The organism is Dermacoccus sp. BD5 (assembly GCF_044878485.1).
Taxonomy (GTDB): Bacteria; Actinomycetota; Actinomycetes; order Actinomycetales; family Dermatophilaceae; genus Dermacoccus; species Dermacoccus nishinomiyaensis.
This window is the reverse complement of the sequence record NZ_JANJER010000019.1, coordinates 13,127-39,947: the sequence shown is the minus strand read 5'-3', so window position 1 is coordinate 39,947 and position 26,821 is coordinate 13,127. Positions and strand designations below refer to the sequence as shown.

The following is a 26,821-nucleotide window of genomic DNA, read 5'->3' as shown; positions in this document are numbered from 1 at the left end:
ACCGCTCACTCCCCCGGGGGGCGCCCCCCAAACTAAAACACCCCCCCCCCCCCGGTCATCAACCACCCCCCTCCCCCCCCCCCCCCCCGCGGGGGGGGGGGGCCCCCCCAAATTTGGGGGGGGCCCCCACTCACACGTTCACCGGCAAACCTGGGCAACTGACTCGAACCAGGCCTTTGCAATAGCCCAGGAATGCGGCTGACCGATGTCGAGATGCGCCGTACTTTGCACACGACACGCCTCGGACATTGCACAGTCGGGCCCGGAGCCACCCGCTTGCGCAAAGTCGAGGCAGACCGGCCCTGGAAGCGTTCAGGCACCTCGTGCGATGGAAGCAGTCGGCTCGAACGGACCGTCTGCGTGGCTCGCTGGCGCCGCCATCGGGGCCGGTTTCGGGTACGCCTCGGCCAACATCGTCGGCGCTATGATGACCGCAGCGGGGTTGGCCCTTGCCTTTGTCACCCTGCGACTGGACGCGCGCGAGCGTCGCCACATCTGATCCCCGCACAACGCATCTCATTACCGCAACGCAAGGGAGAACCCCATGAGTGCCACCCTGCCCCTGGCCAGCCAGAACGTCCTCATCATCGGCGGCGCGCGCGATATCGGGTTCGCCATCGCGAACGCCATCCACGAAGCAGGCGCAACACCTGTCATCGGTGCTCGCGACCTGGTGAAAGCGCGCGAGGCCGCTGAGCGGATCCCCGGAGCGCGAGCTGTCAGCATCGACATCACCGACGAAGACAGCATCGTGCGCGCTCTGGACGAGGTCGGACCACTCGATCACATCGTCACCACCGCGTCTGCGCATCACAACGTGCCGGTCTCGCAGCTCGACCACGATCATGTCGTCTCCGCCTTCGAGGCCAAGGTGATCGGTCCGATGTTGCTGGCGAAGCATGCAGCCAAGACGGTTCGCCCCGACGGCAGCCTTCTGCTGTTCTCCGGCGTCGCCGCGTGGAACCCGTCGCCCGGATACGCCGTCATGGGCATCACGAACGGGGCGGTCACCTACGCCGTCACGCATCTCGCAAAGGAGCTCGCTCCCATCAGGGTCAACGCGATCTCGCCCGGCATCATCGATTCCGGCAGCTGGGATGCGATGGGAGACAACGCGAAGCACGAATTTCTCGAGGACTCCGGGCGCGCGACCCTGGTCGGCCGAGTGGGGCGGAACGACGACATCGCACGTGCCGCCCTGTGGTTGCTCGAAGGGTCGTTCGTAACCGGCGAGACCATCCACGTCGACGGCGGCGCACGCATCGCCTGACCATCCGGCAAGACCAACCACCTCAACGAGGTAAACCACCAAGAGGGCCGTCCCTAGATTCCGCATCTTCGAAAGTGCACACCTGAGAGGGTGCCTACTTTCGTGGGGTGGGTACACCCCACTGGCACGAGCCGTCGCTCATCGAGTGCGCGTGCACATAGGGCTGGTCGACGTCTTATCGCCACTTCGCGCCTAGGGTCTGAACGTGCCAGGTCGACTCGTGAGGTGCGCACGCGTTTCGTCGATGTCGCAGAAGCTCGCCAGGCCATCGGAAGCGATCGGGGAGGTTTCCGATCTGTTCTCCGCCCACCAATTCGGCGAGAGCCGAGCCCGATCACGTCGGATGCCCGGCGCTACGTGCGTCGCGGTGACACGCGTTGAGAGCCGAGGCGCCGCTGGCGCCGCTCGCCGCTGCGGGACAAAACGCGTGAGAGCCGGAACCCTGTCAGGCCGGGTTCCGGCTCTCACGCGTGACGCGGCGCAAGGCCGCCATCGAATTCTCGGACGGCGACTCCTCAGCCGTCGATCGCAGACGTCTCAGACCTCGACGGCCGGGTGCGTCAGTTCTTCGTCATGATGACGGTGACGAGGCCACCGGCGGCGGCGAGGTTGCCGAAGAAGGCGGTCATCTGCTGGTTGCGGGCCTGCGGGTCGTCCTTGATGTCCCAGAAGTTGTGGGCGGAGACCGTCGTGGCGGCCAGCAACGGCAGCAGGCCGATGGCGGCGAGACGCGACTTGATGCCGAGGCCCATCGCCGCGCCGAGGGCGATCATGCCGGCGCCGTTGGCCTGGATGAGCTGCTCGGACGTGAGCGGGAGCTGACCCTTGAGGCCGTAGCGCTCCTGCGCGGCGTCGATCATCGGCACGAGGTGAGCGCGGTTCTTGATGGCGTTCTGGCCGCCGTAGACGAACAGCGAACCGACCATCGCGCGGCCGAGAGCCTTGCCGGGGTTGAACATGCGAATACCACCTTCGTTGAAGAATCAACGACGCTGAGCGCGCCGTTCCGTTCGATGCCCAGCCTATGATGTCGCGCTGCGATCCGCATTCCCGCGGGCGTGGATGCCTGACCTGCGGGCTGATGCGGGGTGCGTCAACAGGCCGAGGCAACCGCAGATGGGTGAGCCCCGGGGCGTCAGTTCACCCCGTCGACCGGCCGACCGTTCTCGAGGTAGAGGCAGTGAGGGGCGCCCCAGCCGTGCGCGACGCGCCGTCCGACGGGCTTCGACAGCAGGGCCAGTGCCTCGTCGCGTTCGGCGAAGCGGTGGGAGGCGATCTCGTCGGCCTGCAGGCGGATCGAGGCAATCTGCTTGTCGTCGAGGGTGCCGCAGTCGAAGAGGAAGCGCAGCCCCAGCTTGCGCTCGAGCTTGCCCGGGCGGGTGTCGACGATGACGAGGTGTCCGCTCGTCACGACCAGCCCCGTCTCTTCGAGCACCTCGCGCCGGCATCCGTCCCATGGACTCTCGCCGTCGGCCTCCATCGCGCCGCCGGGGATCGTCCAGCCGCTCTTGTATGTCGGCTCGAGGATGAGCAGGCGCCCCGAACGATCGAAGAGCAGTGCGCCGGCGGAGGCGGGAATCTCTGGTGGGTTCCATGGCATGGCTCGAACGTATCGTCTCGGGCCGGGGGAGCCGAGCAGGTCGTCGCACGTCGTTCGAGGGGCGGGCGTGGTTCGCCCGGCCCGGCAGTGGCCGGGCGGCGCTGAGATGCGCACGGATCGCTCGGCCGGGCGCCGGTCGGAAGAGCTGGTGGCGATGAACCCCTGGCGCGGCCGACGCAGTCTGTGATGTGATCGAGGTAACTATTGAGCATTGCTCAACAATGCTTCACGACGATGAACGAGGTGGCAGACATGGATGTTCACGGCGCGGTGTGCGTGGTGACCGGGGCGGCAGGCGGTATCGGCGCGGCGCTTGCGGAGGCGCTGCTCGAACGCGGCGCGAAGGTCGCCCTCACCGACCTCGACGGCGAACGTCTCAGTGCCACGCGCGAACGGCTCGCCACCGCCCACGGCGACGTGGTCGCCGCCGCCGGTGACGCCTCGAGCGCCGCCGACATCGCCGAGGTCATCGTCCTCGCCGAACGCGAGTTCGGTGCGCCGGTCGACGTCTACGTCGCGAACGCGGGCGTCGGCGTGGGCGCAGATCTGGCCGACGAGGCGAGCTGGGCCACCGCGATCGACGTCAACCTCATGGCGCACGTGCGCGCCGCGCAGCAGCTCGTGCCAGGATGGGTGGAGCGCGGCCGCGGCTACTTCGTCTCGACGGCGTCGGCTGCCGGCCTGCTCACGCAGATCGGCTCGTCGACGTACGCGACGACGAAGCACGCGGCGCTCGCCTTCGCCGAATGGCTCGCCGTGTCGTACGGCGACAAGGGCGTCGGCGTCAGCTGCCTGTGCCCGATGGGCGTCGACACGAACCTGCTGACCGAGACCGGCGGCGCCTCGCGCGTCGCGCAGCGCGCCGTCACCGAATCGGGCCCGGTGCTCACGCCTGCGCAGGTGGCGGACGACGTCATGCGCGCGATCGAGAACGAGACATTCCTCGTGCTGCCCCACGCGAACGTGCTCGACATGTACCGCGCCAAGGGCGCCGACTACGACCGGTGGATCCGCGGGATGCAGCGCTTCGGCGCGCACCTGGCATCGAACTGACGCGCGCGACGGTGGGGCCGGGCGACGGTCGACCGGAGGGGAATACCCCCTGGGGGTATGGTGTTGTGTGTCAGTAAAACACGACGAAGGAGCAGTCATGGCTGAGCAGAACACCAGCACGTACACCGTCACCGGCATGACCTGTGGCCACTGCGAGATGAGCGTGCGCGAGGAACTCGAGGAGATCCCCGGCGTCAGCGACGTCGTCGCCAACCACGAGAGCGGCGTCGTGACGTTCACCTCCGAGCAGCCCGTGAGCCGCGAGCAGGTCGACGCCGCCGTCACCGAAGCCGGATACCAGCTCGCCTGAGGATGATCGAGACGACCACGCAGACCCGGACCCCCACCCCAGCGGCGCCAGTAGCCCCCGAGGCTCCGGCAACGCCGACGCAGAGTGTCGAACTGGCGCTGACGGGTATGACGTGCGCCTCGTGCGCGAACCGCATCGAACGCAAGCTCAACAAGCTCGACGGCGTCGAGGCCAGCGTCAACTACGCGACGGAGAAGGCACGCGTCGCCTTCGCCGACGACGTGACGCCCGACGACCTCGTCGCAACGGTCGAGAAGACCGGCTACGGCGCGAGCGTCATCACGCCCGAACCGGTTTCCCCGCCGTCATCGGCCGACACTGACGGGGCGGACAGCGGCGCTCGCGCCGGCGAAGCGGGCGAATCACCGGCCGACGCGCACGTGCGCGAGCTGCGGCAGCGCCTCGTCGTCAGCGCTGCGCTGACGGTGCCCGTCGTGCTCATGGCGATGATTCCGCCGCTGCAGTTCACGAACTGGCAGTGGCTGTCGCTGACGCTCGCGGCGCCCGTCGTGGTCTGGGGTGCGTGGCCGTTCCATCGCGCCGCATGGACGAACCTCAAGCACGGCGCGACGACGATGGACACCCTCGTCAGCGTCGGCACGATCGCGGCGTTCACGTGGTCGCTGTACGCGCTGTTCTTCGGCGACGCCGGCATGCCGGGCATGAAGCACGGCTTCGACTTCGGCGCGACGCGAGGGCACGGTGCGTCGAACATCTACCTGGAGGCGGCCGCCGGCGTCACGACGTTCGTGCTGCTCGGACGCTTCGTCGAGGCGCGTTCGAAACGCGCGAGCGGCGCCGCGCTGCGCGCCCTGCTCGACCTGGGGGCCAAGGAGGCGACCGTCCTGCGCTCCGGCCCTGACGGCGTCGAGCGCGAGCAGCGTGTGAACGCAGGCCAACTCGTCGTCGGCGACCGCATCGTCGTGCGACCCGGCGAGAAGATCGCGACCGACGGCGAGGTCGTCAGCGGTGACAGCGCCGTCGACGCCTCGATGGTGACGGGCGAATCGGTGCCCGTCGACGTCGGCCCCGGTGACGCCGTCATCGGGGCGACGCTCAACACGAGCGGACGGATCGTGGTGCGCGCCACCCGCGTCGGCGGGCAGACGCAGCTCGCGCAGATGGCGAAGCTCGTCGAGGACGCGCAGAACGGCAAAGCGGACGTGCAGCGGCTCGCCGATCGCGTCTCCGGCATCTTCGTGCCGGTCGTCATTGCGCTGTCGGTGCTGACGCTCCTCGGCTGGCTCGTCGTGACGGGCGACGTCGAAGCGGCGTTCACCGCAGCCGTCGCGGTGCTCATCATCGCGTGCCCCTGCGCGCTGGGTCTTGCGACGCCGACGGCGCTCATGGTGGGTACTGGGCGCGGCGCGCAGTTCGGGGTGCTCTTCAAGGGCCCCGAGGTGCTCGAGGCGACGCATCGCATCGACACGGTCGTGCTCGACAAGACCGGAACGCTCACCTCCGGCGAGATGTCGGTCGGTGAGATCGTCTGTGCCGGTGGTGAATCCGAGGAGGACGTGCTCGCTGTTGCGGCAGCCCTCGAGAGCGGCTCGGAGCACCCGATCGCTCGCGCCATCACCGACGCGGGCCGCGACCGCGTCGGCGATCTGCCGACCGCCGACGGTTTCATCAACATGCCCGGCGAGGGCGTGACGGGGCGAGTGCGCGTGCCCGGCCCGAACGCTGAGGCAGCCGTGATGGTCGACGTCATCGTCGGCCGCCCGGATGCTCTCGCGGCCCGGGGCATGGCTCTCGACGGCCACCTGCGTGGAGCCTTCGACGATCTCGAATCGGGTGGTGGGACGGTCGTCGCCGTCGGATGGGGCGGCGCGGCGCGTGGCGTCATCGCCGTCACCGACACCGTGAAACCGACGAGCGCGGATGCCCTGCGCGGACTGTCGCGCCTCGGCCTGCACACCGTCCTGCTGACGGGCGACAACGAGCGCGCCGCGCGGAGCGTCGCCGACGCAGTCCGCATCGACGACGTCATCGCCGGTGTGCTGCCGGCGGGCAAGGTCGACGTCATCACGCGTCTGCAGGGTGAGGGGCGCGTCGTCGCGATGGTCGGCGACGGCGTCAACGACGCTCCCGCGCTCGCGCAGGCCGATCTCGGCATCGCGATGGGAACGGGCACGGACGTTGCGATCGAAGCGGCTGACGTCACCGTCGTGCGCGGCGATCTGCGTCTCGTCGGCGACGCGATCCGCCTGGGCCGCAGGACGCTGAACACGATCAAGAGCAACCTGTTCTGGGCGTTCGCGTACAACGTCGCAGCGATTCCGTTGGCCGCCGCGGGGCTGCTCAACCCCATGATCGCGGGCGCCGCGATGGCGTTCAGCTCGGTGTTCGTCGTGCTAAACAGCCTGCGGTTGCGCGGATTCGCCGGGACGGCGGAGCAACGGCCGAGTCATCGATCGAACGAGGAGGGTGGGCGCGCGTGAGCGAGACGAAGTCGAAGGAGCCGGCCGTGGAGGCGATGCGGCAGGAACCCGTCGTCGACGCACTGACGGGGGCTGAAGACGCCATGGTTGACGCTGTGGAGCCGGGCAACGGGGTGTCCGATGGCGGCGATCACGCCGCGGGGTCGTCGTGCTGTGAACCGTCGAAACCGGGGTACGAGAACGCCGGGTCGAAGGATGCTCTGTCGAAGCGGCTCAAGCGCATCGAGGGGCAGGTGCGCGGCGTCGAGAAGATGGTCGCGGACGACCGGTACTGCATCGACGTCCTCACCCAGATCGCGGCCATCCAGTCGGGGTTGAAGGCCGTGGCGCTCGGGCTGCTCGACGACCACATGGCCCACTGCGTCGTCGAGGCTGCTCGAGCCGGGGGCGACGAACAGGCCACCAAGCTCGCCGAGGTCAGCGACGCCCTGCGCCGATTCGTGCGCTGACGCTCGCCCGCCTCGCGCAGCCGAGTCAGTTGATGCTGGCCGAGTCACGCAGGACTGACTCGGCCGGCACCAACTGACTCACCTGCGCGGCGCCTCGGTGCGAGCGCTGGATCGATCACGCCCCACACACTCGAGCACGCGAAAGGCGTCAGCTGTTCATGCCCCGCGCTGCGACGGCCCAGGTGTCCACGAGCGTGCCGTTGCGTACGACGTCGACCGCGTTGGCCAGGTTGATCGCGTTGCAGCAGTGATTCGGCACGACGCGCACCGTCGAGCCGAGTGCGGGCAGGGAGGCCCCGGCCATGTCGACGACGCCGTGATGCTCGGACATCTGCACGATGCGCGCGTCGGGATGGTCGAGCAGTCGACCGTGGCCGCTCGCCCAGGGCGCCTTGTCGGCAGCGAGCGTCTTCGACCCGGCATCGAGCACGAGACGCCCACCCGAGTGCGAGACGACCCGCGCGTGTGCGGTGAGCGCGATGTCCCCGGCCGCGCAGGCTCCGAGTTCCCACTGCTGCGCATCGTTGAAGACGTACGCGCCGGGCCGCATCTCCGTGGGGGCGACATCCGTCGACGGGCCCGCGCCGTCGTTGACGGCGGAGGTGGCGCCAGGCAGGCTCGTGAGGGCGCTCCCCGACGACGACGCAACCCCCGGCATGCCCGCGCGCGCGCCTTCGCCAGCGCCGTTGCGTGCAGCGAACGCCATGCTCGGGCTCGACCCGCCGCTACGAACGTGCGGTTCGATTCCCTTGGCGCGCAGGGCTCGTGACGCGCCGGCGAGCGCAGCGCGTTCGTCGTCAGCGGACTGGGCTCGGCCTTCCGGCGAGTACGAGTGGCCGGGAAAGGTGAAGACGCCGCGCACGTCGAAGCCGAGGCTCGCGATGCCCGCGGCGAGCTCGCCTGCGTCACGCGCCGGGATGCCGGTGCGGTGCTGACCCGAGTCGAGCTCGACGAGCACCTCGACCACCGCAGAGCCGAGCGGCTTGCGCAGCTGGCGCGCGGCCGTCATCGAGTCGCAGCCGACGCCGATGCGCGCGCGTTCCGCGAGGGCCCGCAGGCGCCGCCCAGCCTCGTCGTCGACCCACAAGGGGTAGGCGATGAACACGTCGTCGAAGCCCGCGTCGACGAAGACCTCGGCCTCACCGATCGTCGCGACGGTGATGCCGTGCGCCGCCGCGTCACGCTGCATCGTGGCGATCTCCGGCATCTTGTGCGTCTTGACGTGCGGCCGCAGCGCGACACCGGCGTCACGACCCAGGCTCGCCATGGCGTCGATGTTGCGTTCGAGCACGTCGAGGTCGGCGACGAGGCGGGGCGTGGCGGTCACGAGAACTCCTGACGGTCGGGTGCATTCATTCTGCCGGTCGTCGGGCCGCAATCTTGTGCTCCCTGCGCGGGAAACCGCGGTTCACGTGATGCTCGGCGACGAATCGTGACGTGCGCGGGTGCGTCACCAGTCCGCGCGGGTCGTCTCGTGCTGTCCGTCGAGTTCGGTGAATCCGGCGTCGATGATGCTAACGCGGCCCGGCGTCGCGGCCCAGTGCGCCTCTGTATCGCGCACGATGCGGACGCGGTGGTCGTCGGCCGCCCACCGTGCGCGCTCGTCGGCGCTCATCGATTCCCACGCTCGCTGCGCCGCGTGCGCGCACTGCGCGGCGCTCTTTCCGCTCGTCATCGTGACGAGGGGGCTGAGGCGGACGGTGACCATCGCATCCACGTCCTGCGGGTCGCGCGCGTCGCTCGTTCCATCGTCGGGGTGCGACGGGAGCTGCGTGCCCTCGACCTGCATCTTCTTCAGCTCGGGCGGCAGCGGTGACGTCGGCGCCGGCGTGAACGCACGAGCCTCGGCGCTGCCGTGACGAGCCGTCACCCCGTCGAGGGCTTGCGCGTCACTCCAGCGCTTGCCGCTGCAACGCCTCACGATCTTGCGGATGGCGATGCCGCGCCAGGCGTCGATGGCGTCGAGCATCGCAGTGTCGGGGGCGGCATCAGAGGACACGACGGGGTGCGCGCGGCGCTCGGCCTCGACGAGCAATCCGACGCAGGCCTGCGCGGCCGCGGCGCAGGCGTCGAGTTCGTCCGGTGGCGCGGTCTTCTCGACGCGCAGCGCGATCTGCATCGCCAGAGGCGGGGCGTCGGTCTCGGGCGCGGGTCTCGTCTCACTCACCGCACCATTGTGGTCCAGGGGGCCCGGGGCGCGAAGAATGGCGACGATGCGAGCTGCCCCGTGTCGGACGCCGAGAAGGCCGCGCCCGACGCGTCGGGCGCGGCCTTCGCCGTCACGGCTGGCGGTGCGAAAGTGACCGGGATTCGCGGATGGGATCAGGAATCGCGAAGGTGACCGGAAATCGCAGACGTGGACGAAGATCGCGAATGTGGCCAGGAATCGCAGATGGTCACGGCGTGCGGGTGGGGGAGGCCGGATCGTTGGCGGCGTTGCCCTCTGTCACGTTCGGGGCCGTCTCCTTCTGGAACCACACGACGGGCAGCACACAGATCGCGACGACGGCGATCATCGCGCCGGGCGCGGGTGCCCAACCAGTCGAGTCGATGAGCTTCTGCCCGACGAGCGGCGCGAACCCGCCGAAGATGGCGGTCGCCGTCGTGAATCCGAGCGCCATGCCCGACATGCGGGCCTTCGACTTGAACTGCTCCGCGATGGCCGACGCGGCCACGGCGCTCCACCCGCCCGCGACGGCGGCGAGCACGAGGGCGCCCGCGAGCGCCGCGCCCGTCGAGCCGTTCGCCATGAGCTGGAACATCGTCAGCGACGTCACGGCCGCGAGCACCCCGAAGATGAGCAGGATGGGACGGCGGCCGAAGCGGTCGGCGGCGAGGCCCGCCAGCGGCGTCACGAGGATGACGGCGATCGCCGCCGCGGTACCGAGCCACAGGGCGTCGGACTCGCTGAACTTGCCTGCGGACTGCAGGAACGTCGGCGCGTAGCCGATGCCGACGTAGTACGTGATCGACCCGAGCGCCGAGATGGCGAAACCACGCCACACCGCGGCGGGCTCGGTCTTGAGCACCTCGACGAGCGGGTTCTTCGACTTGTCCGCCTCGGATTCCTCCTCGAACACGGGCGACTCCTCCATGCGTGAGCGCATGAACAGGGTCGTCGCAGCCATCGCCGCGCCGATGAAGAACGGCACGCGCCAGCCCCAGGAATCGAGGTCGTCACCGACGAAGTACGACGTCGTAATCGCCGAGAGGCCGACCGCCAGCAGGCCACCGATCTCGCTCGCCGCGGAGGCCAGCGACGTGACGAAGCCGCGGCGGTGCGGTTCGGAGCCCTCGACGAGGTACGTCATGACGCCCGAGTACTCGCCGCCGACGCTGAACGCCATGAGGGCGCGCAGCGCGATCATCAGGAAACCCGCCATTGGCCCGATGGAGGCGTACGTCGGCAGGCAGGCCGTCGCGAGCATCGCCAACGTCATGAGGGCCATGGAGATGAGAAGGACGGGCTTGCGCCCGATGCGGTCGCCGACATGGCCGAAGAACGCGGCGCCGACGGGGCGCATCAGGTAGGTGCCGGCGAAAACCAGCAGCGTCCATGCGGTACCGCTCGTGCCGCCGCCGAAGAAGACGCGCGAGATGACCGTCGTCAGGTACAGGTACAGCGTGAAGTCGTACCACTCGATGACGGTCGACGACCCCGCGACGGCGAGCGACGTCTTGCTCAGCGGGCGATGGGCGTCGAGGGCGCGTGGCGCGTCGACGGGGATGGCTGCCATGGGAGATCCCTTGTGCTGGAGGCGTCCTCGGCTCGGGTGGTGCATCGAGCGTCATGGTGCGAGGGGCGGGCGCCAGGGGCGAATAAGTGACCTCCAGCCAAGCACGATGATGCGACGAATGCCACGCCCGTGACAGTGACATGTGAAGGTTCGCAACCTTTGCGCGTAGACTGGATGCTTCGTGCAGGTGGCCGACTCGCCCCTGCGCCTCCCCTCGAATCGGAGCGCCCCGCGCTCGTCGTGCGCCCGGCGCGCGGCAGCGCCGAACTGGGCAGCACACGTCGTCGAACGACGCCCTCCGGTATCGGGAACGCGTGGCGCATGAGAGTCGGACGATCGTCGAGATGCGAGATCGCCTGCGACGCGCGGATTCACCGCGCGGGCTTTCACCATCGATCGTTCGTCTTTCCATGCAACCTCTCCAGGAGTCATCTGTGCCCTCGTTCTCCGATCTCGGCGTGCCCGCCGTCCTCGTCAAGACCCTCGACAAGCTCGGCATCGACACGCCGACACCCATCCAGGCCGCGACGCTGCCCGACTCGCTCAAGGGCCGCGACGTCCTCGGCCGCGGCCGTACCGGCTCGGGCAAGACGTTCGCGTTCCTGCTGCCGCTCGTCGCCCGTCTCGACGAGACGCGCTACGAGATCGACGCCTACCGCCCGCGCTCGCTCGTCCTCGCGCCGACGCGCGAGCTCGCCAACCAGATCGCCGACTCGCTCAAGCCGCTGGCCGCGGCGGCCGGGCTGTCGTACACGACCGTCTTCGGCGGCGTCGGGCAGAACCCGCAGGTCAAGGCTCTCAAGGCGGGCGTCGACGTCCTCATCGCGTGCCCCGGGCGTCTGGAAGACCTCATGGGCCAGGGCTTCTGCGACCTGTCCGACGTCGAGGTCTGCATCCTCGACGAGGCCGACCACATGGCCGACATGGGCTTCCTGCCCGGCGTCAAACGCATCCTGACGAAGGTGCCGCGCGAGGCGCAGCACCTGCTGTTCTCCGCGACGCTCGACGGTGGCATCGACGTGCTCGTCAAGAAGTTCCTGTCGAACCCGGTGACGCACCAGGCCGATTCGGCGCAGTCGCCCGTCGCGACGATGGAGCACCACGTCTTCGCCGTCGACTCCGACTCGCGCATCGACGTGCTCACCGACCTCGTCTCCGCACCCGGACGCACGGTCGTGTTCACCCGCACCAAGCACGGCGCGAAGAAGCTCGCGAAGCAGCTCGCCGGCCGCGGCATTCCCGCCGTCGACCTGCACGGCAACCTGTCGCAGAACGCTCGCGTGCGCAACCTCGACGCGTTCCACTCGGGCGCCGTCGAGACGCTCGTCGCGACCGACATCGCCGCGCGCGGCATCCACGTCGACGACGTCTCACTCGTCGTCCACGCCGACCCGCCCACCGAGCACAAGGCCTACCTGCACCGCTCGGGCCGCACCGCCCGCGCCGGCGCCGCGGGCACCGTCATCACCCTCATGACGCCGGATCAGCGCGGCGACGTGAAGTCGCTGCTGCGCATGGCGAAGATCAACGCAACGACGACGAACGTCACTGCCTCGCACCCGCTGCTCGAGAAGCTCGCGCCCGGTGAGCGTCGCACGATGAGCGCCGACGAGGTCGCCGCAGCACTGCCCACCGCACCCGTGCAGGAGCCCTCGCGCAAGAAGGCTCCGAAGGACGGCGGCGAGCAGCGTCAAGGCGGACGTGGCCAGGGCGGACGCTCCGGCGGCCGCAACCAGGGCGGAGGACGCTCCGGTGGCCGAGGCGCTCAGAGCGGCGGCCGCGGCGGTCAGGACGGCGCCGGCCGTGACAACCAGGGCAGCGGACGCTCCGGCAGCGCTGCGACCGGTGGTCGCGACGGCAACCGGGCGGGCGGGCGTCCGTCCGGTGGCTCGGGTTCACGGAGCCAGGGTGGCTCGCGTGGTGGTTCGGGTGCGCGTGGCCAGGGTGGCTCGGGTGCGGCAGGACGCTCCGGCGGCGCTCGTCGCAGCGGCGGTGCAGCCGGGTTCTCGTCGAACTCGCGCGCCGGGCGCTGACCCTCCCGCGATTCCCGTCCACATCGGCGAACGGCGGTGGATGTCAACCTGTGGTGAGTCACTCAGGGCCGGGATGGTTGATTCCGGCCCATGCTTTCGGGGCGGGCACTGGCGCGCGGTGGCCGCGGAAACGTTCGGGGTGACGCGCCTGGTAGTAGGCGAGGCTGACTTGGCGGCGCGCGTGCAGAATCTTCCACGACCCGTCGTGTACCTGCGCGGGCGTGTACAGCGCGATCCCACTGTGGTGGTGGGCATGGTTGTACCAGTGCACGTGCTGCGCGACGTACGTGCTCGCCTCCACCAGCGACGCGAACACGCCCGGATACGACGCCCGATTCTTCAGGGTGCGGAACTCGGACTCGATGTACGGGTTGTCGTTCGACACCCGCGGACGCGAGTGCGACACCTCGATGCCATGTGCCGTGAGGAACTCGTTCAGCAGGTTCGAACGCATCACCGCGCCGTTGTCGGCGTGCACGACCTGCGGCACGCACCCACCCTCCGCCGCGATCGCGGCCATGAACAACGCCATCGCATCAGCAGTGCTCTCACGCTGGTGCACACTCGCGACGATCACCTTGCGGCTGAAGATGTCGATGATCGCGTACGCCTTGAACGCCACACCCCGAAACGCGGTGGGCAGGTCGGTGATGTCCCACGCCCACACCTGGTTCGCGCCAGTCGCCAACACCTGCGGTTTCACCCGCGCCACCGCCTGCTCACCCGCCGCGCCCGACTGCTCGACTGTGGCCTGCTCGACTGTGGCCTGCTCGCGGCGCACGCGCGCGGCGATACGCCACCACGAACGCAGACTCGCTTCCATGAAGCCCTCGTCCCACGCCTTCGCGAACGCGCCCGCGACACCCAAACCGCCCGTGCGCCCCGCACTGATGAAACCCGCGACCCGCGCGCACACCGACGCGCTCAACCTCGCTGGCTGCTCCCGCTCACGCTGCGGCACAGGCGATACCGCCGCAGCAACGTCACGGCCATGGTGGTGGCGGGCGTGCCACGTGCCACGCGAGACACCAGCGACCTGCAGCGCACGGCGCTGACTGAACCCCGCCAGCGCGCTCAGGTCTCGGATGAGGTCGTTCTCGGCTGCGATGAACGCTCGGGTGGCGTCGTCGGGGGCGTATCGGGCTCGTGCGCGTGCCAGTGTTGCAAGAGCCCGATAGCTTTTCCCAGCGACTCGTTCGCCTGACGTAGCCCGTCAGCCTCGGTCCGTAGCCGCGCGACTTCCGTGGCGTGGCGGCGTTCTTGCGCGGCGAGTTGTTCTTCCAGCCGGCGCATCTGATCAGAGCGAATATGGTCCATCGAGCCACCCTGACGCGGCGTGAGGCCACGGTCAAGATCACCACGGACATACTCACTACGCCAGCGACGTAACTGACTCGCCGTGAACGGCTGCTGCGCCAACCACGACGTTTTCTGCCCGAACGCCAACCCCAGATACGTCACTACCGCATCCCGCTTTTCCTCGACCGTGAACACCACGCCTCCTCAACACAAGTGACTCACGACCAGGCTGGCACTTAGGGCGGCGTCCACATCGGCGATTCTCGTCCCCTTGTGCGCTTTTCGGTCACATCTGCAGATCTGCAGATGTGACCGAGAATCGCCGGTGGGTACGGGCGTCGATCACAACCCTGCGGCGTCGAGGGTCTCGGCCATGATGCGCTGACCGTCCTCGACGGCACGTCGCTGCACGTCCTGAGCGCGGCCGACGACGGAGATGCGCGCGACGTCGGCGGGCGGCGCCACCTGCGTCACCCGGTCGTCGTGCGACATGAGGTGCTCGAGCTCCTGCTTGCGCAGGTTGCGGCGCGTCCAGGCCGCGCTCGCGCCGGGCGCGTGACGGGACATCCACCGCGCGACGAGGCGCTTCTCGACCGCCTTGTCGGGGCTCAGATCCAGCGACGGCGCCTTGGTGCGCAGCACGAGCACGTGCGTCGCGCCCTGGGCCAGTGCTGTCTCGACGGGGATGTTCTCCGCGATCCCGCCGTCGATGAAACGTCGCCCGTCGATCTCGACAGGTGCGCCGCCGAGAGCCGGCAGCCGCGCCGTGGCGCGCAGTGCGTCCTGCAGGCTCGCCTTGTCGTGGATCATCGGCGCCAGGTCGACCGCGTCGCCACTCGCCGCGTCGGTGGCGATGGGGTGGTACTCGACATCGCTCGCGAGGATCTCCTCGAACCCCATCGGCGTGACGTTCTCGTACAGGTCGTAGACGATGACGTCGGTGTCGACGACGGGTTTGCGACGCAGCGCGTTCGACGGGCGGATCGTCGCATTCATGCTCTCCGGCGCCCACCAGCCGTGCAGATTGGCCCGGGCGCGGCCACAGATCAGCCAGGCGCCGTTGAGAGCTCCGGCCGACGCGCCGTAGACCGCATCGACGGTCGTGAGCAGGTCGCGAGCCTCGAGCTCGGCCACCATGCCGCCGCCGTAGGCCGCGCGGGAACTGCCGCCTTCGAGGACGACGGTGACGCGCGCGTGGTCGTGACGCCGCAGGGGCTGGCTCGAGTTGTCGCGCCGGTGGCGCATGACGTCGAGGACGGTCTTCACGGTTCCCCATCCTGACGCGCGTCGGCCCCACGGGCCAAACGCGAGGGTGAAACCCTCCCGCCCGCCCCAGGCCACCAACGTGGCCCGCTGACCAGAGGAACGGCGGCGGGGGACGACCTGCTTGGATGTGCGGATGGAGTTCACCGCCGCGATGCTCGCCGCCGTCGTCGCGGCGATCCTCGTCGGCGCGGTGCTCCAACGCCTGTCGGGTTCGGGCATGGGGCTCGTCCTGGCTCCGACACTGACGCTCATCATGGGCGCCGCCCATGGCGTCCTGCTCGCGAACGCGACGACGACCGTTTCCGGCCTGCTGCTCACCCTGACGTTGCGACGTGACGTCGACTGGCGGCGCGCCGGCATCATCTGCGCCTGTGTCGTGCCGGGCGCTCTCGTGGGTGCCGTGGTCGTACGCGAGGTCAATGCGGCCTGGCTGCAGGTCGTCGTCGGAGTGGCGGTGCTCGGCGCGATCGGCTTCACCGTCGGCGCCGATCGCCTCGGCCGTCTACCGCACGTCACGTCCGCGTGGGTGACGCCCGTCGCAGGCGTCATCGGCGGATTCTTCAATACGCTGTGCGGGGTCTCGGCGCCCGTCCTCGTCATCCACTCCCGGCTGACGCGGTGGGAGCACCGATCGTTCGCCGCGACCCTCCAACCCATCTTCATGACGATGGGGGCCATCTCGGTCATCGCGAAGACGACGCTCGGGTCGACGGGCTCGACCGAGTTGCCGCCCTGGTGGCTCATGCCGCTCGTCGTCGTGCTCGTGCTCATCGGTGTCCGCATCGGCGAGGGTCTCACGCCTCGCGTGACGACGGCGCAGGCGAAGCGACTCGCGATGGCGCTCGCCGCGCTCGGTGGCGCGTCGGCGCTCGTGCGGGGTCTTCTCACACTCTGACGCTCACCTGACGAGCATCTGCGACGCGCCGCCGCCTGCCCCCAGGCCGGCGTGGTCGAATGACGCATGAGCACTTTCACCGTCGCCGGTCATCACGTCGGACGCGTCGGGTACGGCGCCATGCAGCTTCCCGGGCCGGGCGTGTTCGGTCCGCCACGCGATCACGACGAGGCCGTCCGCGTGCTGCGTCGCGTCGTCGAGCTCGGCATCGACCACATCGACACGTCGCAGTTCTACGGCCCGAACGTCTCGAACGAACTGATCAAGGAGGCGCTGCATCCCTACGCCGACGATCTCGTCATCGTCTCCAAGGTCGGCGCCGTGCGGGGCCCGTCGGGTGAGTGGCTGCCGGCGCAGCGCCCCGACCAGCTCGTGGCCGCGGTCCGCGAGAACCTCGTGACGCTCGACGTGGAGCGGCTGCCGGTCGTCAACCTGCGCGTCATGCCCGTCGACGAGATCGGCGAGGAGAACGCCTGCCCCCTCGAGGAGCAGCTCGGTGCCATGCAGGGCCTGGTCGAGGCGGGGGAGCTCGAGGCGTTCGGCGTCAGCAACGTCTCGACCGAGCAGGCGCGCGTCGCGCTCGACGCGGGCGCCGTGTGCGTGCAGAACGCCTACAACCTCCTCATGCGTGACGACGACGCCACGCTCGAGCTGTGCCGTGAGCGTGGCGTCGCCTACGTGCCGTTCTTCCCGCTCGGCTCGGCGTTCGAGCACCTGCCGAAGGTCGGCGACGACCGGGCGGTGCAGCGCATGGCCGCCGAACGCGGCGTCACGCCGGCGCAGGTCGGCCTGGCTTGGTTGCTCGCGCGCGCCGAGAACGTCCTGCTCATCCCTGGCACATCGTCGATCGCGCACCTCGAGGAGAACACGGCGGCTCGCGACGTCACCCTCAGTGACGACGACCTCATGACGCTGAACGCCCTGCGCTGAGCGGCGCGTGCCGCGCACCGTCGCAGCGGCAGCAGCTGACGTCGATGGGAGCGTTCTTCCGTGCCCTCACAGACCAGATGCTGCCCTCCGACGTGCGTCAGATGTCGGCGCCGAGCGACTGGGCGAGGCGTCGCACCGGGGCGGCCTCGTCCTTCTTGCCCGCACGCTCGAGCGAGCGGGCCAGGAGCACGGCGGCGTCGACGTTCGTCGGGTCGACGTCGAGCAGTTCACGGGCCGCGACGGTGGCCTTCGTCAGCTGCGCCGAGTGGTAATAGCTGCGGGCGAGCAGTTCGCGAGCATCACGCGACGCGCCCTCCGGCGTGCCGGTCATGCCCTCGATGAGACGCGCCGCCTCGGTGTACTTGCGCACGTCGAACAGCTCCTTGGCCGTGCGCAGGGTCTCGTAGGGGTCGCCGCTCGGGTCGGTGATCGTGTGCAGGCCTGACGGACTGGTCGCCGCGCCGAGCATCTGCTCCATCGTCGGCGTGGCCGCCGGCTCGTGCGCCTTCATCGGCGTGGTGGGCTCGAAGGTCTCGTCGCTCATGGCTGCTCCTGTGCGTCGCGGTGTGTCCGCGTCAACCATCGCTGCGGCGCCGCTGTTCCCGATCACCTCGCCTCCGAACCGCGCGCCGACGAGTGGTGGCAGCACACCGCGGGGTTCGTCAGTCCGTCGTGCGTGCCGCTTCGGACGTCGACTCGTCCTCCGCGGCCTCCGCGGCGTCGAGGGGTACGGCATCGACGTCGGGGGAGTCGTGCGGGCCGTCGTATCCGGCGAGGGAGCGGCGGCTGCCGCGGGCGACGAGCGCATCGTCGCCGGTGACCATCCCGCGCAGCGTCGTCGCACCGCCACGCAGTCGCGAGAGGAAGCGCACGAGCGAGCGGCGCTCGTCGGGGTTCGTGCGCTGGTCGATCTGTCGATCGCGAGGGTCGTCGTGCGCGGCTTCGGGGTGCTGCATGTGCTCGACGGTCAAGGCGGCCACGGCGCCGGCGTGCGCGTACATGACGGAGTGCGCTGCGCTCGGGATCTCCCAGGCGCGTGCGTGCGGCGTGATGTCGCACAGGTGCCGTGCCCAGGAGCGCGGGCTGGTCACGTCGTGCTGCCCACGCAGGATAAGGGTGTGCGCGCGCACGTGCGGGAGCCGCTCTTCGATCGGGTAGTTCATCATCTTCGGCAGCACCTTGAAAAACCACCACGGCCCGCAGAGCACGTAGGAGATGAGGACGTGCACGGTGATCGCGAAGGGTTCGCGCCCGGCGCACTGGGCGAGGCGCCACGCCTGGCGCGCGATGCTGCTCTCGGCAGAGTTCACGACGGGGCCGATGAGGACGATGGTGCTGAGATCCGAGCGCCGCGCCGCGACCTCGGTGACGACCTGTGAGCCCATGGAATGCCCGACGAGGACCGGGTCGTCCAGCTCGAGCTGGGTGATCGCGGCCTCGACGAGATCCGCGAATCCTTCGATCCCGGGCGTTTGCTTGCCGTGCGGAACGCCGCCGAAGCCGGGAAGGTCGATGGCGTGGACGGTGCCGACCTGATTGAGATCGAGGGCGAGGCGAACGTAATAGTCGGAGGCCACTCCGATGCCGGCGACGAGGACGAAGTCGCGACCGCGGGGGCCGCTGATCGAGGTGACGCGCGCTTGGGAGGGGCCGTGCTGCACGCGCGAGACCGTCACGTTTCCGCTCGTCGCGTGTTGCTCGGGCTCTGTCCGCATCGTCGCTCTCCATCGTCCCGCAGCGCCGGCGAACCCACACGCGCTCGCCCTGTCTATCCCGCGATCCTACCCAGGGGTAGTGGCGGCGTCCGCGCGACGGGCGAGGCTCGTCCAAGGCTGACGAGACGGGGCCCGGAGAAAACTTCTGCGACGGGGAATGAAGTGCGGATCAAACAAGTTGAGTGAAGTAACAGCAACTTTGATGAGCCGAGGGTTGACACTCACGGCGAAACAGAGTTGAGTCAATATCAGTCAATCTGACGGTGTGGGCCACGCCTGCAGGGCGCGCGCACAGATCGTCGTTTCCTCGAACGAAGGAGATCCCACCATGGGTCGCGCAGTCGGTATTGACCTCGGTACCACCAACTCGGCCGTCGCCGTTCTCGAAGGCAACGAGCCCAAGATCATCGCGAACGCCGAGGGCGGTCGCACCACCCCATCCGTCGTCGCGTTCACGAAGAACGGCGAGATCCTCGTCGGCGAGATCGCGAAGCGTCAGGCGGTCACGAACGTCGATCGCACCATCCGTTCCGTCAAGCGCCACATGGGCACGGACTGGACGACGGAGATCGACGGCAAGAAGTACACGCCGCAGGAGATCTCGGCCCGTATTCTCATGAAGCTCAAGCGTGACTCCGAGGCCTACCTCGGCGAAGAGGTCACGGACGCCGTCATCACGGTTCCCGCCTACTTCGACGACGCCGAGCGTCAGGCCACGAAGGAGGCCGGCGAGATCGCGGGCCTCAACGTCCTGCGCATCGTCAACGAGCCCACCGCCGCGGCCCTCGCCTACGGCCTCGACAAGGGCAAGGAGGACGAGCTCATCCTCGTCTTCGACCTCGGTGGCGGTACGTTCGATGTCTCCCTGCTCGAGGTGGGCAAGGACGCGGAGGACGGCTTCTCCACCATCCAGGTGCGCGCCACCTCCGGTGACAACAAGCTCGGTGGCGACGACTGGGACAACCGCATCGTCGAGCACCTCATCAACAAGGTGAAGAGCGAGTCCGGCGTCGACCTGAGCAAGGACAAGATCGCCATGCAGCGTCTGCGTGACGCCGCGGAGCAGGCGAAGAAGGAGCTGTCGAGCTCGACCTCGACGAACATCTCCCTCCAGTACCTGTCGATGGGCGAGAACGGCCCGATCCACGTCGACGAGACGATCACGCGTGCTCAGTTCGAGCAGATGACGAAGGACCTGCTCGAGCGCTTGAAGAAGCCGTTCGAGAACGTCATCAAGGACGCGGGCGTCAAGATCGCCGACATCGACCACGTCGTCCTCGTCGGTGGCTCGACCCGCATGCCGGCCGTCGTCGAGCTCGTCAAGCAGATGTGCGGTGGCAAGGAGCCGAACAAGGGCGTCAACCCGGACGAGGTCGTCGCCGTCGGCGCCGCGCTGCAGGCCGGTGTGCTCAAGGGTGAGCGCAAGGACGTGCTGCTCATCGACGTCACGCCGCTGAGCCTCGGCATCGAGACGAAGGGTGGGCTGTTCACCAAGCTCATCGAGCGCAACACGGCCATCCCGACGAAGCGCACCGAGGTGTTCTCGACGGCTGAGGACAACCAGCCGTCCGTCGACATCCAGGTGTTCCAGGGTGAGCGCGAGATCGCCAAGGCCAACAAGGCTCTCGGCAACTTCGAGCTCACGGGCATCGCACCCGCGCCGCGTGGCGTGCCGCAGATCGAGGTCACGTTCGACATCGACGCCAACGGCATCGTGCACGTCTCCGCGAAGGACCGTGGCACGAACAAGGAGCAGTCGATGACGATCTCCGGTGGCTCCGCGCTGCCGAAGGAGGACATCGAGCGCATGGTCCGCGAGGCCGAGGAGCACGCCGCCGAGGACGCGAAGCGTCGCGAGGAGGCCGAGGCCCGCAACACGGGCGAGGCTCTCGTCTACTCGACGGAGAAGTTCCTCGAGGAGAATGGCGACAAGGTGCCCGCTGACGAGAAGTCGGCCACCGAGAGCGCCCTCGCCGAGCTCAAGGAGGCCCTGAAGCCGGAGTCGTCCGCGACGCCGGAGGACATCAACGCGAAGGCCACGGCGCTGTCCGAGGCCAGCCAGAAGATGGGCGCCGCGATGTACGCCGCGCAGGCCGAGAACGGTGACGCCGCGGGTGCGGCCGGTGCCGAGGGCGCTGCAGGCGAGCAGAAGCAGGGTGGCGACGACGTCGTCGACGCCGAGGTCGTCGAGGACGACGACGACACCTCCAAGTGAGTGCCTGACCGGGGTGCCACGCGCACCCCGGTCGGCCCCTGACACGAGTACGGCCGGTGGGCTGCCCACGGGGAGCCCACCGGCCGCTTCGCCACCAGGAGGTGGCAGGAAGGAGTCCGTCATGACGGACCAGAACACGAGCGGCGCGACGCCCGACAACGCTGACGGTGTGACGCAGGGCGAGACCGACAACTCGTTCGCCGGCGGTGTGGGTTCCGACCTGCCCGGCGGTGAGCAGCCCGAGAACCTGCAGACGCGTTCCGACGAGGCCGCCACGCAGGCCGGCCCCGACGCTACGAGCGCTGACGACGCGGGCACCGAGCACCCGGACACGAAGCTCGCTGCGGAGCGCCTGTCCGACCTGCAGCGCATCCAGGCCGAGTACGTCAACTACCGCAACCGCGTCGAGCGCGACCGGGCTCGTGAGAAGGAGGCGACGATCGGTTCGGTCGTCGAATCCCTCATCCCGGTGCTCGACGACATCGAGCTCGCGCGCCAGCACGGCGACCTCACCGAGGGCCCGATGAGCAAGATCGCCGACAAGATCGAATCGACGCTCAACCGCTTCGGTGTGGCACGCTTCGGCGAGGTCGACGAGGCGTTCGACCCCAGCGTCCACGAGGCGCTCATGCACGTCGAGGCCGAGGCGCCCGAGGGCGTCGACGGAACCTTTGTCGTGCAGGTGCTGCAGCCGGGCTACAAGGTGGGCGAGCGCGTCGTGCGTCCCGCCCGCGTCTCGGTCGCAGGCTGATCGAGCGCGCCGCGGCCGAGCCGAGTCGTTTCGTGCCGCGGGGCAACCTGCTTCGCTGACGTCGCGGCTGCGCCCCCACCGGGGGCCGCCGACACACAACTGAAAACCCCATTCGCACGCGCACGCGATGCACGCCCGGTCCGAGACCGGCCGGCGTGAAACCACGAAGGAGGTGCGCATGGCCAGTCAGGACTGGTTCGAAAAAGACTTTTACGCCACCCTCGGTGTCGCGCAGGACGCGAGCGAGGAGGACATCAAGAAGGCCTACCGCAAGCTGGCCCGCAAGTACCACCCGGACAAGAACCCCGGTGACACCTCCGCCGAGCAGAAGTTCAAGGAGATTGGCGAGGCCAACCAGGTGCTCTCCGACCCGCAGCAGCGTCAGGAGTACGACGCCGTGCGTCAGATGGCGCGAGGCGGCGCCCGCTTCAGCGGCGGTGCCGGCGGCGCCGAGGACGTTTTCTCGTCGATGTTCGGCGGGGGCGGCGGTAGCGCTTACCGCACCTATTCGAGTGGGGCGGGTGGCCAGCAGGGCATCAACCTCGAAGATCTGCTCGCCCAGTTCGGTGGCGCCGGCGGAGGCTTCGGGGGCGGCGGGTTCAGCTCCGGCTTCGGCGGCCCCCGTCAGCGTGCCGCCCAGAGAGGCGAGGACGTCGAGGCGCGCGCGTCGATCACGTTCCGTCAGGCCGTCGAGGGCAGCGAGGTGCGCATCAGCGACGGCGATGGTCAGAGCTTCACCGCGCGCATTCCGGCCGGGGTGAAGGACGGGCAGAAGATCCGGTTGCGCGGCAAGGGCCGTGCCGGCTTCGGCGGTGGCCCGAACGGCGACATGATCCTGCACGTCAGCGTCGGCACCGACCCGGTCTTCGGCCGCGACGGTGACAACCTCACCGTCGAGCTGCCCGTGACGTTCGCCGAGGCGACCCTCGGCGCCACGGTGCAGGTGCCCACCTTCGACGGCAAGAGCGTCAAGGTCCGCGTCGCGCCCGGCACGCCCTCGGGCCGCAGCCTGCGCGTCAAGGGCCGTGGCGTGAAGACGAAGAAGGCGACCGGCGACCTCATCGCGAAGGTTCACGTCGTCGTGCCGAAGGAGCTCACCGACGAGCAGCGTCAGGCCGTCGAGACCCTCGCGGCGGGCGAAGCCGACCCGCGCGAAGAGCTGCTCGCGAAGGCGCGTCAGGCCGCGTCGTGACGCCGTCGCGGGTCGAACGGCGGCTCGGCGAGATCGTCGACGACCACAACGGACGCGTCGGTGACGAGCGGCTGCACGGCCTCGACGATCCGGCGAAGCCGGTGTACGTCATCTCCGTCGCCGCCGAACTCGCCGGGATGCACGCCCAGACGCTGCGCCAGTACGACCGTCTGGGGCTCGTCACCCCCGAACGCACGGGTGGCGGCGGTCGCCGCTACTCGATGCGCGACATCGCGCAGCTGCGTCAGGTGCAGGAGTTGTCGTCGGAGGGCGTCTCGCTCGCCGGCATCCAACGCATCATGGAGCTCGAGCACCAGGTCGCGGCGTTACGGGCGCGGATCGAGGAGCTGAGCGAACAGAACGCGCAGTACCGCGACGCGCTCGAATCGCGCTCTCACACGCGCGTCTTCGCGGCCGGGCGCGACGGCATCGTCGCGCTGCGGCCCGGCGAACGACCGCGCCCGCGCTCGTCCGGGCGTTCCCTCGTGCCGTACGGCACCCGCTGAGCCCGAGCTCGTCACGACGCACGCTCCGGCGGCGCGAGGCAGCGCCACACCGTCGTCGTACAACACCTGCGCGGCCGAGGCCCTCATCCCCGAATCGGGATGAGGGCCTCGGCGCGCGATGCGGGCATCAGGTCGCCGTCACAGGATGCCGTGCTCGCGCAGCAGCACGCCGATCTCGGTGGAGTCGAGCCCCTTCGCGATCTTGCGGCGCAGTACGGCGGGGCCGGGCAGCTCGGTCTTCTCGCCGTCCTTGAGGCGCGCCGAGGCATCGAGCAGCGTCCGCACGTCGTAGGTCGAGTTGAACACCTCGGGCACACCGCGCTCGACGCCGAACAACTGGTAGGTGGCTTCCATGCCGGTGCGCACCGAGTACTCGGTCGTGAAGATGCAGTCGCGGCTCGTCTCGGCGAACTGGCCGATGAAGGCGAAGTTCCCCGCGCCCTCCGGCACGACGTCAGGGCGGTCACCGGCCTTGCGGGGCATGAAGAACGACGTCACGTACGGCATCATGACCGGTACGCACTTCGCGCCCGTCGCCGCGAGTTCGGGAATGTCAGCCTCGGGCACGCCGAGGTGGTAGAGCCACTCGGCGGTGATCTCCTCGCCGGTGCACTCGCTCATCGGCTTCTTGACGTAGTCGCCGGGCGCGTCGACGAACAGGCTGTAGACCCACACGACGATCTGGTCCTTCGGCTGCTTCTTGAAGTGCGGCTGGCGGTTCACCGTCCAGCTCATGAGCCAGCTCGAATCCTTGACGGTGACGATGCCGCCCGTCACGACCCGTCCGCTGAAAGGGTCGCGCTTGGCGATGCGCCGGATGTACTCGGGGATGCGCTCATCGAGCGTCGTGACGGTCGCCGACTCCCACTTCGTCTCGTCGATGGAGCTGCAGAACACCTCGGGGCGCCCGAACGACGGATCCTTGCGCGCGATCTTCTTCCACAGGTCCCACGCCGACGCAGGGCCGCGGTTCAGCGTCGCGGCGGTGTGGTGGTCGCCCTCGTCGGAGTTGTCGACGAGCGAGCCGATCGTCATCAGGACGTAATCGTCGTCCCCGAGGTCGACGCCCGTGTCACCGGCGCGCTCGCCGGAGCGGGTCCACTCGATGCGGGTCGCGCGCTTGGCCGACGCCGTCAGGTCGAACTCGACGTCCGTCACCTCCGTGTCGTACTGGAAACGCACGCCCTGCTCGCTCAGCCACTTCGTCATCGGCAGCACGAGCGACTCGTACTGGTTGTACTTGGTGAACTTGAGCGCCGAGAAGTCCGGAAGTCCGCCGATGTGGTGGATGAAGCGGTGCAGGTACAGCTTCATCTCGAGTGCGCTGTGCCATTCCTCGAACGCGAACATCGTGCGCCAGTAGAGCCAGAAGTTGCTGTCGAGGAAGTCGCGGCCGAACACCTCGTCGATGCGCTTGTTCTCCATCTCCTCGCGCGTCGCGAGGAAGACCTTGACGAGATCCTTCTGCGCCTTCTTGTTCAGCGTGAACAACCCGTCGGTGTGCGCGTCCTGGCCGCGTTCGACGGTGGCGCGCTGCAGCGAGTAGTTCGGGTCGTCCTTGTTGAGCCAGTAGAACTCGTCGAGCACGGACGCGCCCTCGACCTCGAGGCTGGGGATCGTGCGGAAGCAATCCCACAGGCACTCGAAGTGGTTCTCCATCTCGCGTCCACCGCGGATGACGAACCCCTTCTCGGGCTCCTCGATCCCGTCGAGGGCGCCACCGGCGAGGGAGCCCTTCTCGAGGATCGTGATGTTCTCGCCGGGGACGGCGGCGTCACGGATCATGAAGACGGCCGCCGCGAGGCCCGCGAGGCCGCTGCCGACGATCCAGGCGTGCTTGCTCGCGGCGTCCTTCGGCGGGCGGGGACGGGCGAAGGCTTCGTAGTTTCCACTGCTGTAGTACATGGGACCTCCTCGAGGTCGGGTGCGCGAGATCATCGCGCGGGACGATGGGTGAGGGGACGGCTGCGTGCGCCGTCAGGGATGCAGGATGAAACGGATCGGGTTGCCGTCCTTGCGCGCGAGCCGCTCGAGCACTTCGGGCGCTTCCTCGAGCGGGAAGACCCCACTGATCGACGCCGACAGGTCGAGCCGCTTCGTGCGGGTCAACGCGACGAGCTGGTGGACGTCCGTTCCCTCGCTGCCGTAGTGGCCGCGCAGCGTCAGCTGCTTGTAGGCGAATGCGGTGTCGGACGGAATCTCGATGGGCCGCCCGGCGAGGCCGACGATGACGAGACGTCCCTGCGGCGCGAGGGAGGCCATCGCCTGGGCCCGCACGGGGGCCACGCCCGCGAAGTCGAACGCGACGTCGAGACCGCGGGGCGAGAGCTGACGGATGGCGTCCTCCGCGTCTTCAGGGGCGCACGCCACGTCGGCGCCGACGGCGAGCGCCCGTTCGCGCGCGGCCTCGAGCGGGTCGATCGCGACGATGGGGGAGGCGCCGATGAGACGCAGCAACTGCACGGCGTGAATGCCCAGCCCGCCGAGGCCCCAGACGCCGACGGCCTCGCCGGCGCGCACGCGCCCGCTCGTCTGGATGGCTGCCCACGGCGTCGAGACGGCGTCGGGGATGATGGCGGCCTGCTCGAACGGGAGATCGTCGGGGATCGGGACGAGCGTCTCGGCCTGCGCGAGGGCGTATTCGGCGTACCCGCCGTCGTAGTCGACGCCGCGCGTCAGGATGCGGCCGTTCGGGAGGCGGTGGCCGGCCTGCAGCAGGACGCGGCTGCCCACCTCGATGCCGGGCAGTGTCGGCACGCCGTCACCGAGGGCGGTGACGACGCCCGCGACCTCATGACCGAGCGTCACCTTCTCGCTGTCGAGGAACTGCGGCGCGATGAGCCCTTCGAGCAGGTGCACGTCCGACAGGCAGACGCCCGCCGCCTTCACCTCGATGACGGCTTGGCCCGGCCCTGGCGTCGGGACGGGTACCTCCTCGACGTTCAGGGTGTGGTGCGTGACGTCGAGGCGTGCGGCCTTCATGGTGTCCATGGTGTCTCCTTCGTTTCCGGATATTTTTGACTGTACTCATTTTTTGCGGTGCCACCAGGGCCTTTCGGCCCGGGTAAGGTTTCGATCCATGACGCTTCCCCTCAGCGCCACGGCCGCGTCCGCGACACCGTCGACCGATTCGATGGCCTCGACGGCCCCGACGAGGCC

24 protein-coding genes are annotated in these 26,821 nt (G+C 69.1%); 12 read left to right on the top strand and 12 right to left on the bottom strand.

Annotated elements, in window-relative coordinates:
- The first annotated feature begins 544 nt into the window (after window positions 1-544).
- Window positions 545-1,270, top strand: a complete 726-nt coding sequence (locus NQ706_RS12245; protein WP_038566877.1) for an SDR family oxidoreductase — start codon at window positions 545-547, stop codon at window positions 1,268-1,270.
- 560 nt (window positions 1,271-1,830) lie between these two features.
- Here NQ706_RS12245 and NQ706_RS12240 read toward each other — a convergent pair.
- The gene (locus NQ706_RS12240) at window positions 1,831-2,229 is read right to left on the bottom strand and encodes a DoxX family membrane protein (RefSeq protein ID WP_006945735.1); all 399 of its coding nucleotides are present in this window, start codon (window positions 2,227-2,229) and stop codon (window positions 1,831-1,833) included.
- Window positions 2,230-2,405: 176 nt separating this feature from the next.
- Complete coding sequence (locus NQ706_RS12235; RefSeq protein ID WP_038566879.1) at window positions 2,406-2,870, bottom strand: NUDIX hydrolase; 465 nt, start codon at window positions 2,868-2,870, stop codon at window positions 2,406-2,408.
- Between the two features lie 252 nt (window positions 2,871-3,122).
- Between NQ706_RS12235 and NQ706_RS12230 the strand changes: the two genes are divergently transcribed.
- The 4 genes from NQ706_RS12230 to NQ706_RS12215 all read left to right on the top strand — a co-directional run bounded on the left by NQ706_RS12230 (window position 3,123) and on the right by NQ706_RS12215 (window position 7,123).
- Entirely contained in the window at window positions 3,123-3,923 is an 801-nt protein-coding gene (locus tag NQ706_RS12230) for an SDR family oxidoreductase (protein ID WP_038566881.1), read from the top strand.
- Window positions 3,924-4,020: 97 nt separating this feature from the next.
- Window positions 4,021-4,233, top strand: a complete 213-nt coding sequence (locus NQ706_RS12225; RefSeq protein ID WP_038566882.1) for a heavy-metal-associated domain-containing protein — start codon at window positions 4,021-4,023, stop codon at window positions 4,231-4,233.
- Between the two features lie 2 nt (window positions 4,234-4,235).
- A complete protein-coding gene (locus tag NQ706_RS12220; RefSeq protein WP_038566884.1) occupies window positions 4,236-6,674 on the top strand; it encodes a cation-translocating P-type ATPase in 2,439 nt (812 codons plus the stop codon).
- Window positions 6,671-7,123: a metal-sensitive transcriptional regulator gene (locus tag NQ706_RS12215; RefSeq protein WP_338032968.1), complete on the top strand. Its 453-nt coding sequence runs from the start codon at window positions 6,671-6,673 to the stop codon at window positions 7,121-7,123. Before NQ706_RS12220 ends, NQ706_RS12215 begins: the two co-directional genes overlap by 4 nt.
- A gap of 148 nt (window positions 7,124-7,271) precedes the next feature.
- Here the strand turns inward: NQ706_RS12215 and NQ706_RS12210 are convergent, their stop codons facing one another.
- From NQ706_RS12210 to NQ706_RS12200, 3 genes are all read right to left on the bottom strand, one after another.
- Entirely contained in the window at window positions 7,272-8,450 is a 1,179-nt protein-coding gene (locus tag NQ706_RS12210) for an alanine racemase (RefSeq protein ID WP_038566886.1), read from the bottom strand.
- 123 nt (window positions 8,451-8,573) lie between these two features.
- Window positions 8,574-9,290, bottom strand: coding sequence for a peptidyl-tRNA hydrolase (locus tag NQ706_RS12205; RefSeq protein WP_235182000.1), 717 nt, complete (start codon window positions 9,288-9,290; stop codon window positions 8,574-8,576).
- A 229-nt stretch (window positions 9,291-9,519) separates the two neighbouring features.
- Window positions 9,520-10,860, bottom strand: coding sequence for an MFS transporter (locus NQ706_RS12200; RefSeq protein ID WP_051805618.1), 1,341 nt, complete (start codon window positions 10,858-10,860; stop codon window positions 9,520-9,522).
- A 410-nt stretch (window positions 10,861-11,270) separates the two neighbouring features.
- Between NQ706_RS12200 and NQ706_RS12195 the strand changes: the two genes are divergently transcribed.
- Entirely contained in the window at window positions 11,271-12,893 is a 1,623-nt protein-coding gene (locus NQ706_RS12195) for a DEAD/DEAH box helicase (protein ID WP_038566889.1), read from the top strand.
- Window positions 12,894-12,951: 58 nt separating this feature from the next.
- Here NQ706_RS12195 and NQ706_RS12190 read toward each other — a convergent pair whose 3' ends face one another.
- The 3 genes from NQ706_RS12190 to NQ706_RS12180 all read right to left on the bottom strand — a co-directional run bounded on the left by NQ706_RS12190 (window position 12,952) and on the right by NQ706_RS12180 (window position 15,458).
- Window positions 12,952-13,821 (bottom strand): DDE-type integrase/transposase/recombinase, encoded by an 870-nt coding sequence (locus tag NQ706_RS12190; protein ID WP_150112711.1) that lies wholly within the window; start codon window positions 13,819-13,821, stop codon window positions 12,952-12,954.
- Window positions 13,822-13,967: 146 nt separating this feature from the next.
- Window positions 13,968-14,387 (bottom strand): hypothetical protein, encoded by a 420-nt coding sequence (locus NQ706_RS12185; RefSeq protein WP_200874237.1) that lies wholly within the window; start codon window positions 14,385-14,387, stop codon window positions 13,968-13,970.
- 147 nt (window positions 14,388-14,534) lie between these two features.
- Window positions 14,535-15,458 carry a patatin family protein gene (locus NQ706_RS12180; protein WP_051805622.1) on the bottom strand — a complete coding sequence of 308 codons (924 nt, stop codon included), beginning with the start codon at window positions 15,456-15,458 and terminating at the stop codon, window positions 14,535-14,537.
- A 133-nt stretch (window positions 15,459-15,591) separates the two neighbouring features.
- On the opposite strand from NQ706_RS12180, the gene NQ706_RS12175 reads away from it, so the two are divergent.
- Both NQ706_RS12175 and NQ706_RS12170 read left to right on the top strand, forming a co-directional pair.
- Window positions 15,592-16,353 carry a sulfite exporter TauE/SafE family protein gene (locus tag NQ706_RS12175; RefSeq protein ID WP_235182001.1) on the top strand — a complete coding sequence of 254 codons (762 nt, stop codon included), beginning with the start codon at window positions 15,592-15,594 and terminating at the stop codon, window positions 16,351-16,353.
- Window positions 16,354-16,419: 66 nt separating this feature from the next.
- Window positions 16,420-17,283, top strand: a complete 864-nt coding sequence (locus NQ706_RS12170) for an oxidoreductase (protein WP_006946260.1) — start codon at window positions 16,420-16,422, stop codon at window positions 17,281-17,283.
- A 97-nt stretch (window positions 17,284-17,380) separates the two neighbouring features.
- Here the strand turns inward: NQ706_RS12170 and NQ706_RS12165 are convergent, their stop codons facing one another.
- Window positions 17,381-17,827, bottom strand: a complete 447-nt coding sequence (locus tag NQ706_RS12165; protein WP_081873572.1) for a M48 family metallopeptidase — start codon at window positions 17,825-17,827, stop codon at window positions 17,381-17,383.
- Window positions 17,828-17,945: 118 nt separating this feature from the next.
- On the bottom strand, window positions 17,946-18,998 hold the full coding sequence (locus NQ706_RS12160; protein ID WP_051805624.1) for an alpha/beta fold hydrolase: 1,053 nt from the start codon (window positions 18,996-18,998) through the stop codon (window positions 17,946-17,948).
- Window positions 18,999-19,326: 328 nt separating this feature from the next.
- On the opposite strand from NQ706_RS12160, the gene dnaK reads away from it, so the two are divergent.
- The 4 genes from dnaK (at window position 19,327) to NQ706_RS12140 (ending at window position 23,662) form a co-directional block, all read left to right on the top strand.
- The gene (gene dnaK / locus NQ706_RS12155) at window positions 19,327-21,213 is read left to right on the top strand and encodes a molecular chaperone DnaK (RefSeq protein WP_038566894.1); all 1,887 of its coding nucleotides are present in this window, start codon (window positions 19,327-19,329) and stop codon (window positions 21,211-21,213) included.
- 121 nt (window positions 21,214-21,334) lie between these two features.
- Window positions 21,335-21,964, top strand: a complete 630-nt coding sequence (locus NQ706_RS12150) for a nucleotide exchange factor GrpE (protein ID WP_038566896.1) — start codon at window positions 21,335-21,337, stop codon at window positions 21,962-21,964.
- A gap of 178 nt (window positions 21,965-22,142) precedes the next feature.
- Entirely contained in the window at window positions 22,143-23,156 is a 1,014-nt protein-coding gene (locus NQ706_RS12145; protein WP_038570285.1) for a J domain-containing protein, read from the top strand.
- A gap of 71 nt (window positions 23,157-23,227) precedes the next feature.
- Window positions 23,228-23,662: a heat shock protein transcriptional repressor HspR gene (locus NQ706_RS12140; RefSeq protein ID WP_038570287.1), complete on the top strand. Its 435-nt coding sequence runs from the start codon at window positions 23,228-23,230 to the stop codon at window positions 23,660-23,662.
- 138 nt (window positions 23,663-23,800) lie between these two features.
- On the opposite strand, the gene NQ706_RS12135 is transcribed toward NQ706_RS12140, so the two are convergent.
- The gene (locus NQ706_RS12135) at window positions 23,801-25,567 is read right to left on the bottom strand and encodes an oleate hydratase (RefSeq protein ID WP_038566898.1); all 1,767 of its coding nucleotides are present in this window, start codon (window positions 25,565-25,567) and stop codon (window positions 23,801-23,803) included.
- 72 nt (window positions 25,568-25,639) lie between these two features.
- The gene (locus NQ706_RS12130) at window positions 25,640-26,653 is read right to left on the bottom strand and encodes a zinc-binding dehydrogenase (protein ID WP_038566900.1); all 1,014 of its coding nucleotides are present in this window, start codon (window positions 26,651-26,653) and stop codon (window positions 25,640-25,642) included.
- Window positions 26,654-26,821 lie beyond the last annotated feature (168 nt).

Bases quoted from the DNA above. Each gene is read 5' to 3' on its own strand.
- NQ706_RS12245 (WP_038566877.1), top strand. From the start codon at position 545: ATGAGTGCCACCCTGCCCCTGGCCAGCCAGAACGTCCTCATCATCGGC.
- NQ706_RS12240 (WP_006945735.1), bottom strand. From the start codon at position 2,229: ATGTTCAACCCCGGCAAGGCTCTCGGCCGCGCGATGGTCGGTTCGCTG.
- NQ706_RS12235 (WP_038566879.1), bottom strand. From the start codon at position 2,870: ATGCCATGGAACCCACCAGAGATTCCCGCCTCCGCCGGCGCACTGCTC.
- NQ706_RS12230 (WP_038566881.1), top strand. From the start codon at position 3,123: ATGGATGTTCACGGCGCGGTGTGCGTGGTGACCGGGGCGGCAGGCGGT.
- NQ706_RS12225 (WP_038566882.1), top strand. From the start codon at position 4,021: ATGGCTGAGCAGAACACCAGCACGTACACCGTCACCGGCATGACCTGT.
- NQ706_RS12220 (WP_038566884.1), top strand. From the start codon at position 4,236: ATGATCGAGACGACCACGCAGACCCGGACCCCCACCCCAGCGGCGCCA.
- NQ706_RS12200 (WP_051805618.1), bottom strand. From the start codon at position 10,860: ATGGCAGCCATCCCCGTCGACGCGCCACGCGCCCTCGACGCCCATCGC.
- NQ706_RS12195 (WP_038566889.1), top strand. From the start codon at position 11,271: ATGCAACCTCTCCAGGAGTCATCTGTGCCCTCGTTCTCCGATCTCGGC.
- NQ706_RS12175 (WP_235182001.1), top strand. From the start codon at position 15,592: ATGGAGTTCACCGCCGCGATGCTCGCCGCCGTCGTCGCGGCGATCCTC.
- NQ706_RS12170 (WP_006946260.1), top strand. From the start codon at position 16,420: ATGAGCACTTTCACCGTCGCCGGTCATCACGTCGGACGCGTCGGGTAC.
- NQ706_RS12165 (WP_081873572.1), bottom strand. From the start codon at position 17,827: ATGAGCGACGAGACCTTCGAGCCCACCACGCCGATGAAGGCGCACGAG.
- NQ706_RS12160 (WP_051805624.1), bottom strand. From the start codon at position 18,998: ATGCGGACAGAGCCCGAGCAACACGCGACGAGCGGAAACGTGACGGTC.
- dnaK (WP_038566894.1), top strand. From the start codon at position 19,327: ATGGGTCGCGCAGTCGGTATTGACCTCGGTACCACCAACTCGGCCGTC.
- NQ706_RS12150 (WP_038566896.1), top strand. From the start codon at position 21,335: ATGACGGACCAGAACACGAGCGGCGCGACGCCCGACAACGCTGACGGT.
- NQ706_RS12145 (WP_038570285.1), top strand. From the start codon at position 22,143: ATGGCCAGTCAGGACTGGTTCGAAAAAGACTTTTACGCCACCCTCGGT.
- NQ706_RS12135 (WP_038566898.1), bottom strand. From the start codon at position 25,567: ATGTACTACAGCAGTGGAAACTACGAAGCCTTCGCCCGTCCCCGCCCG.
- NQ706_RS12130 (WP_038566900.1), bottom strand. From the start codon at position 26,653: ATGGACACCATGAAGGCCGCACGCCTCGACGTCACGCACCACACCCTG.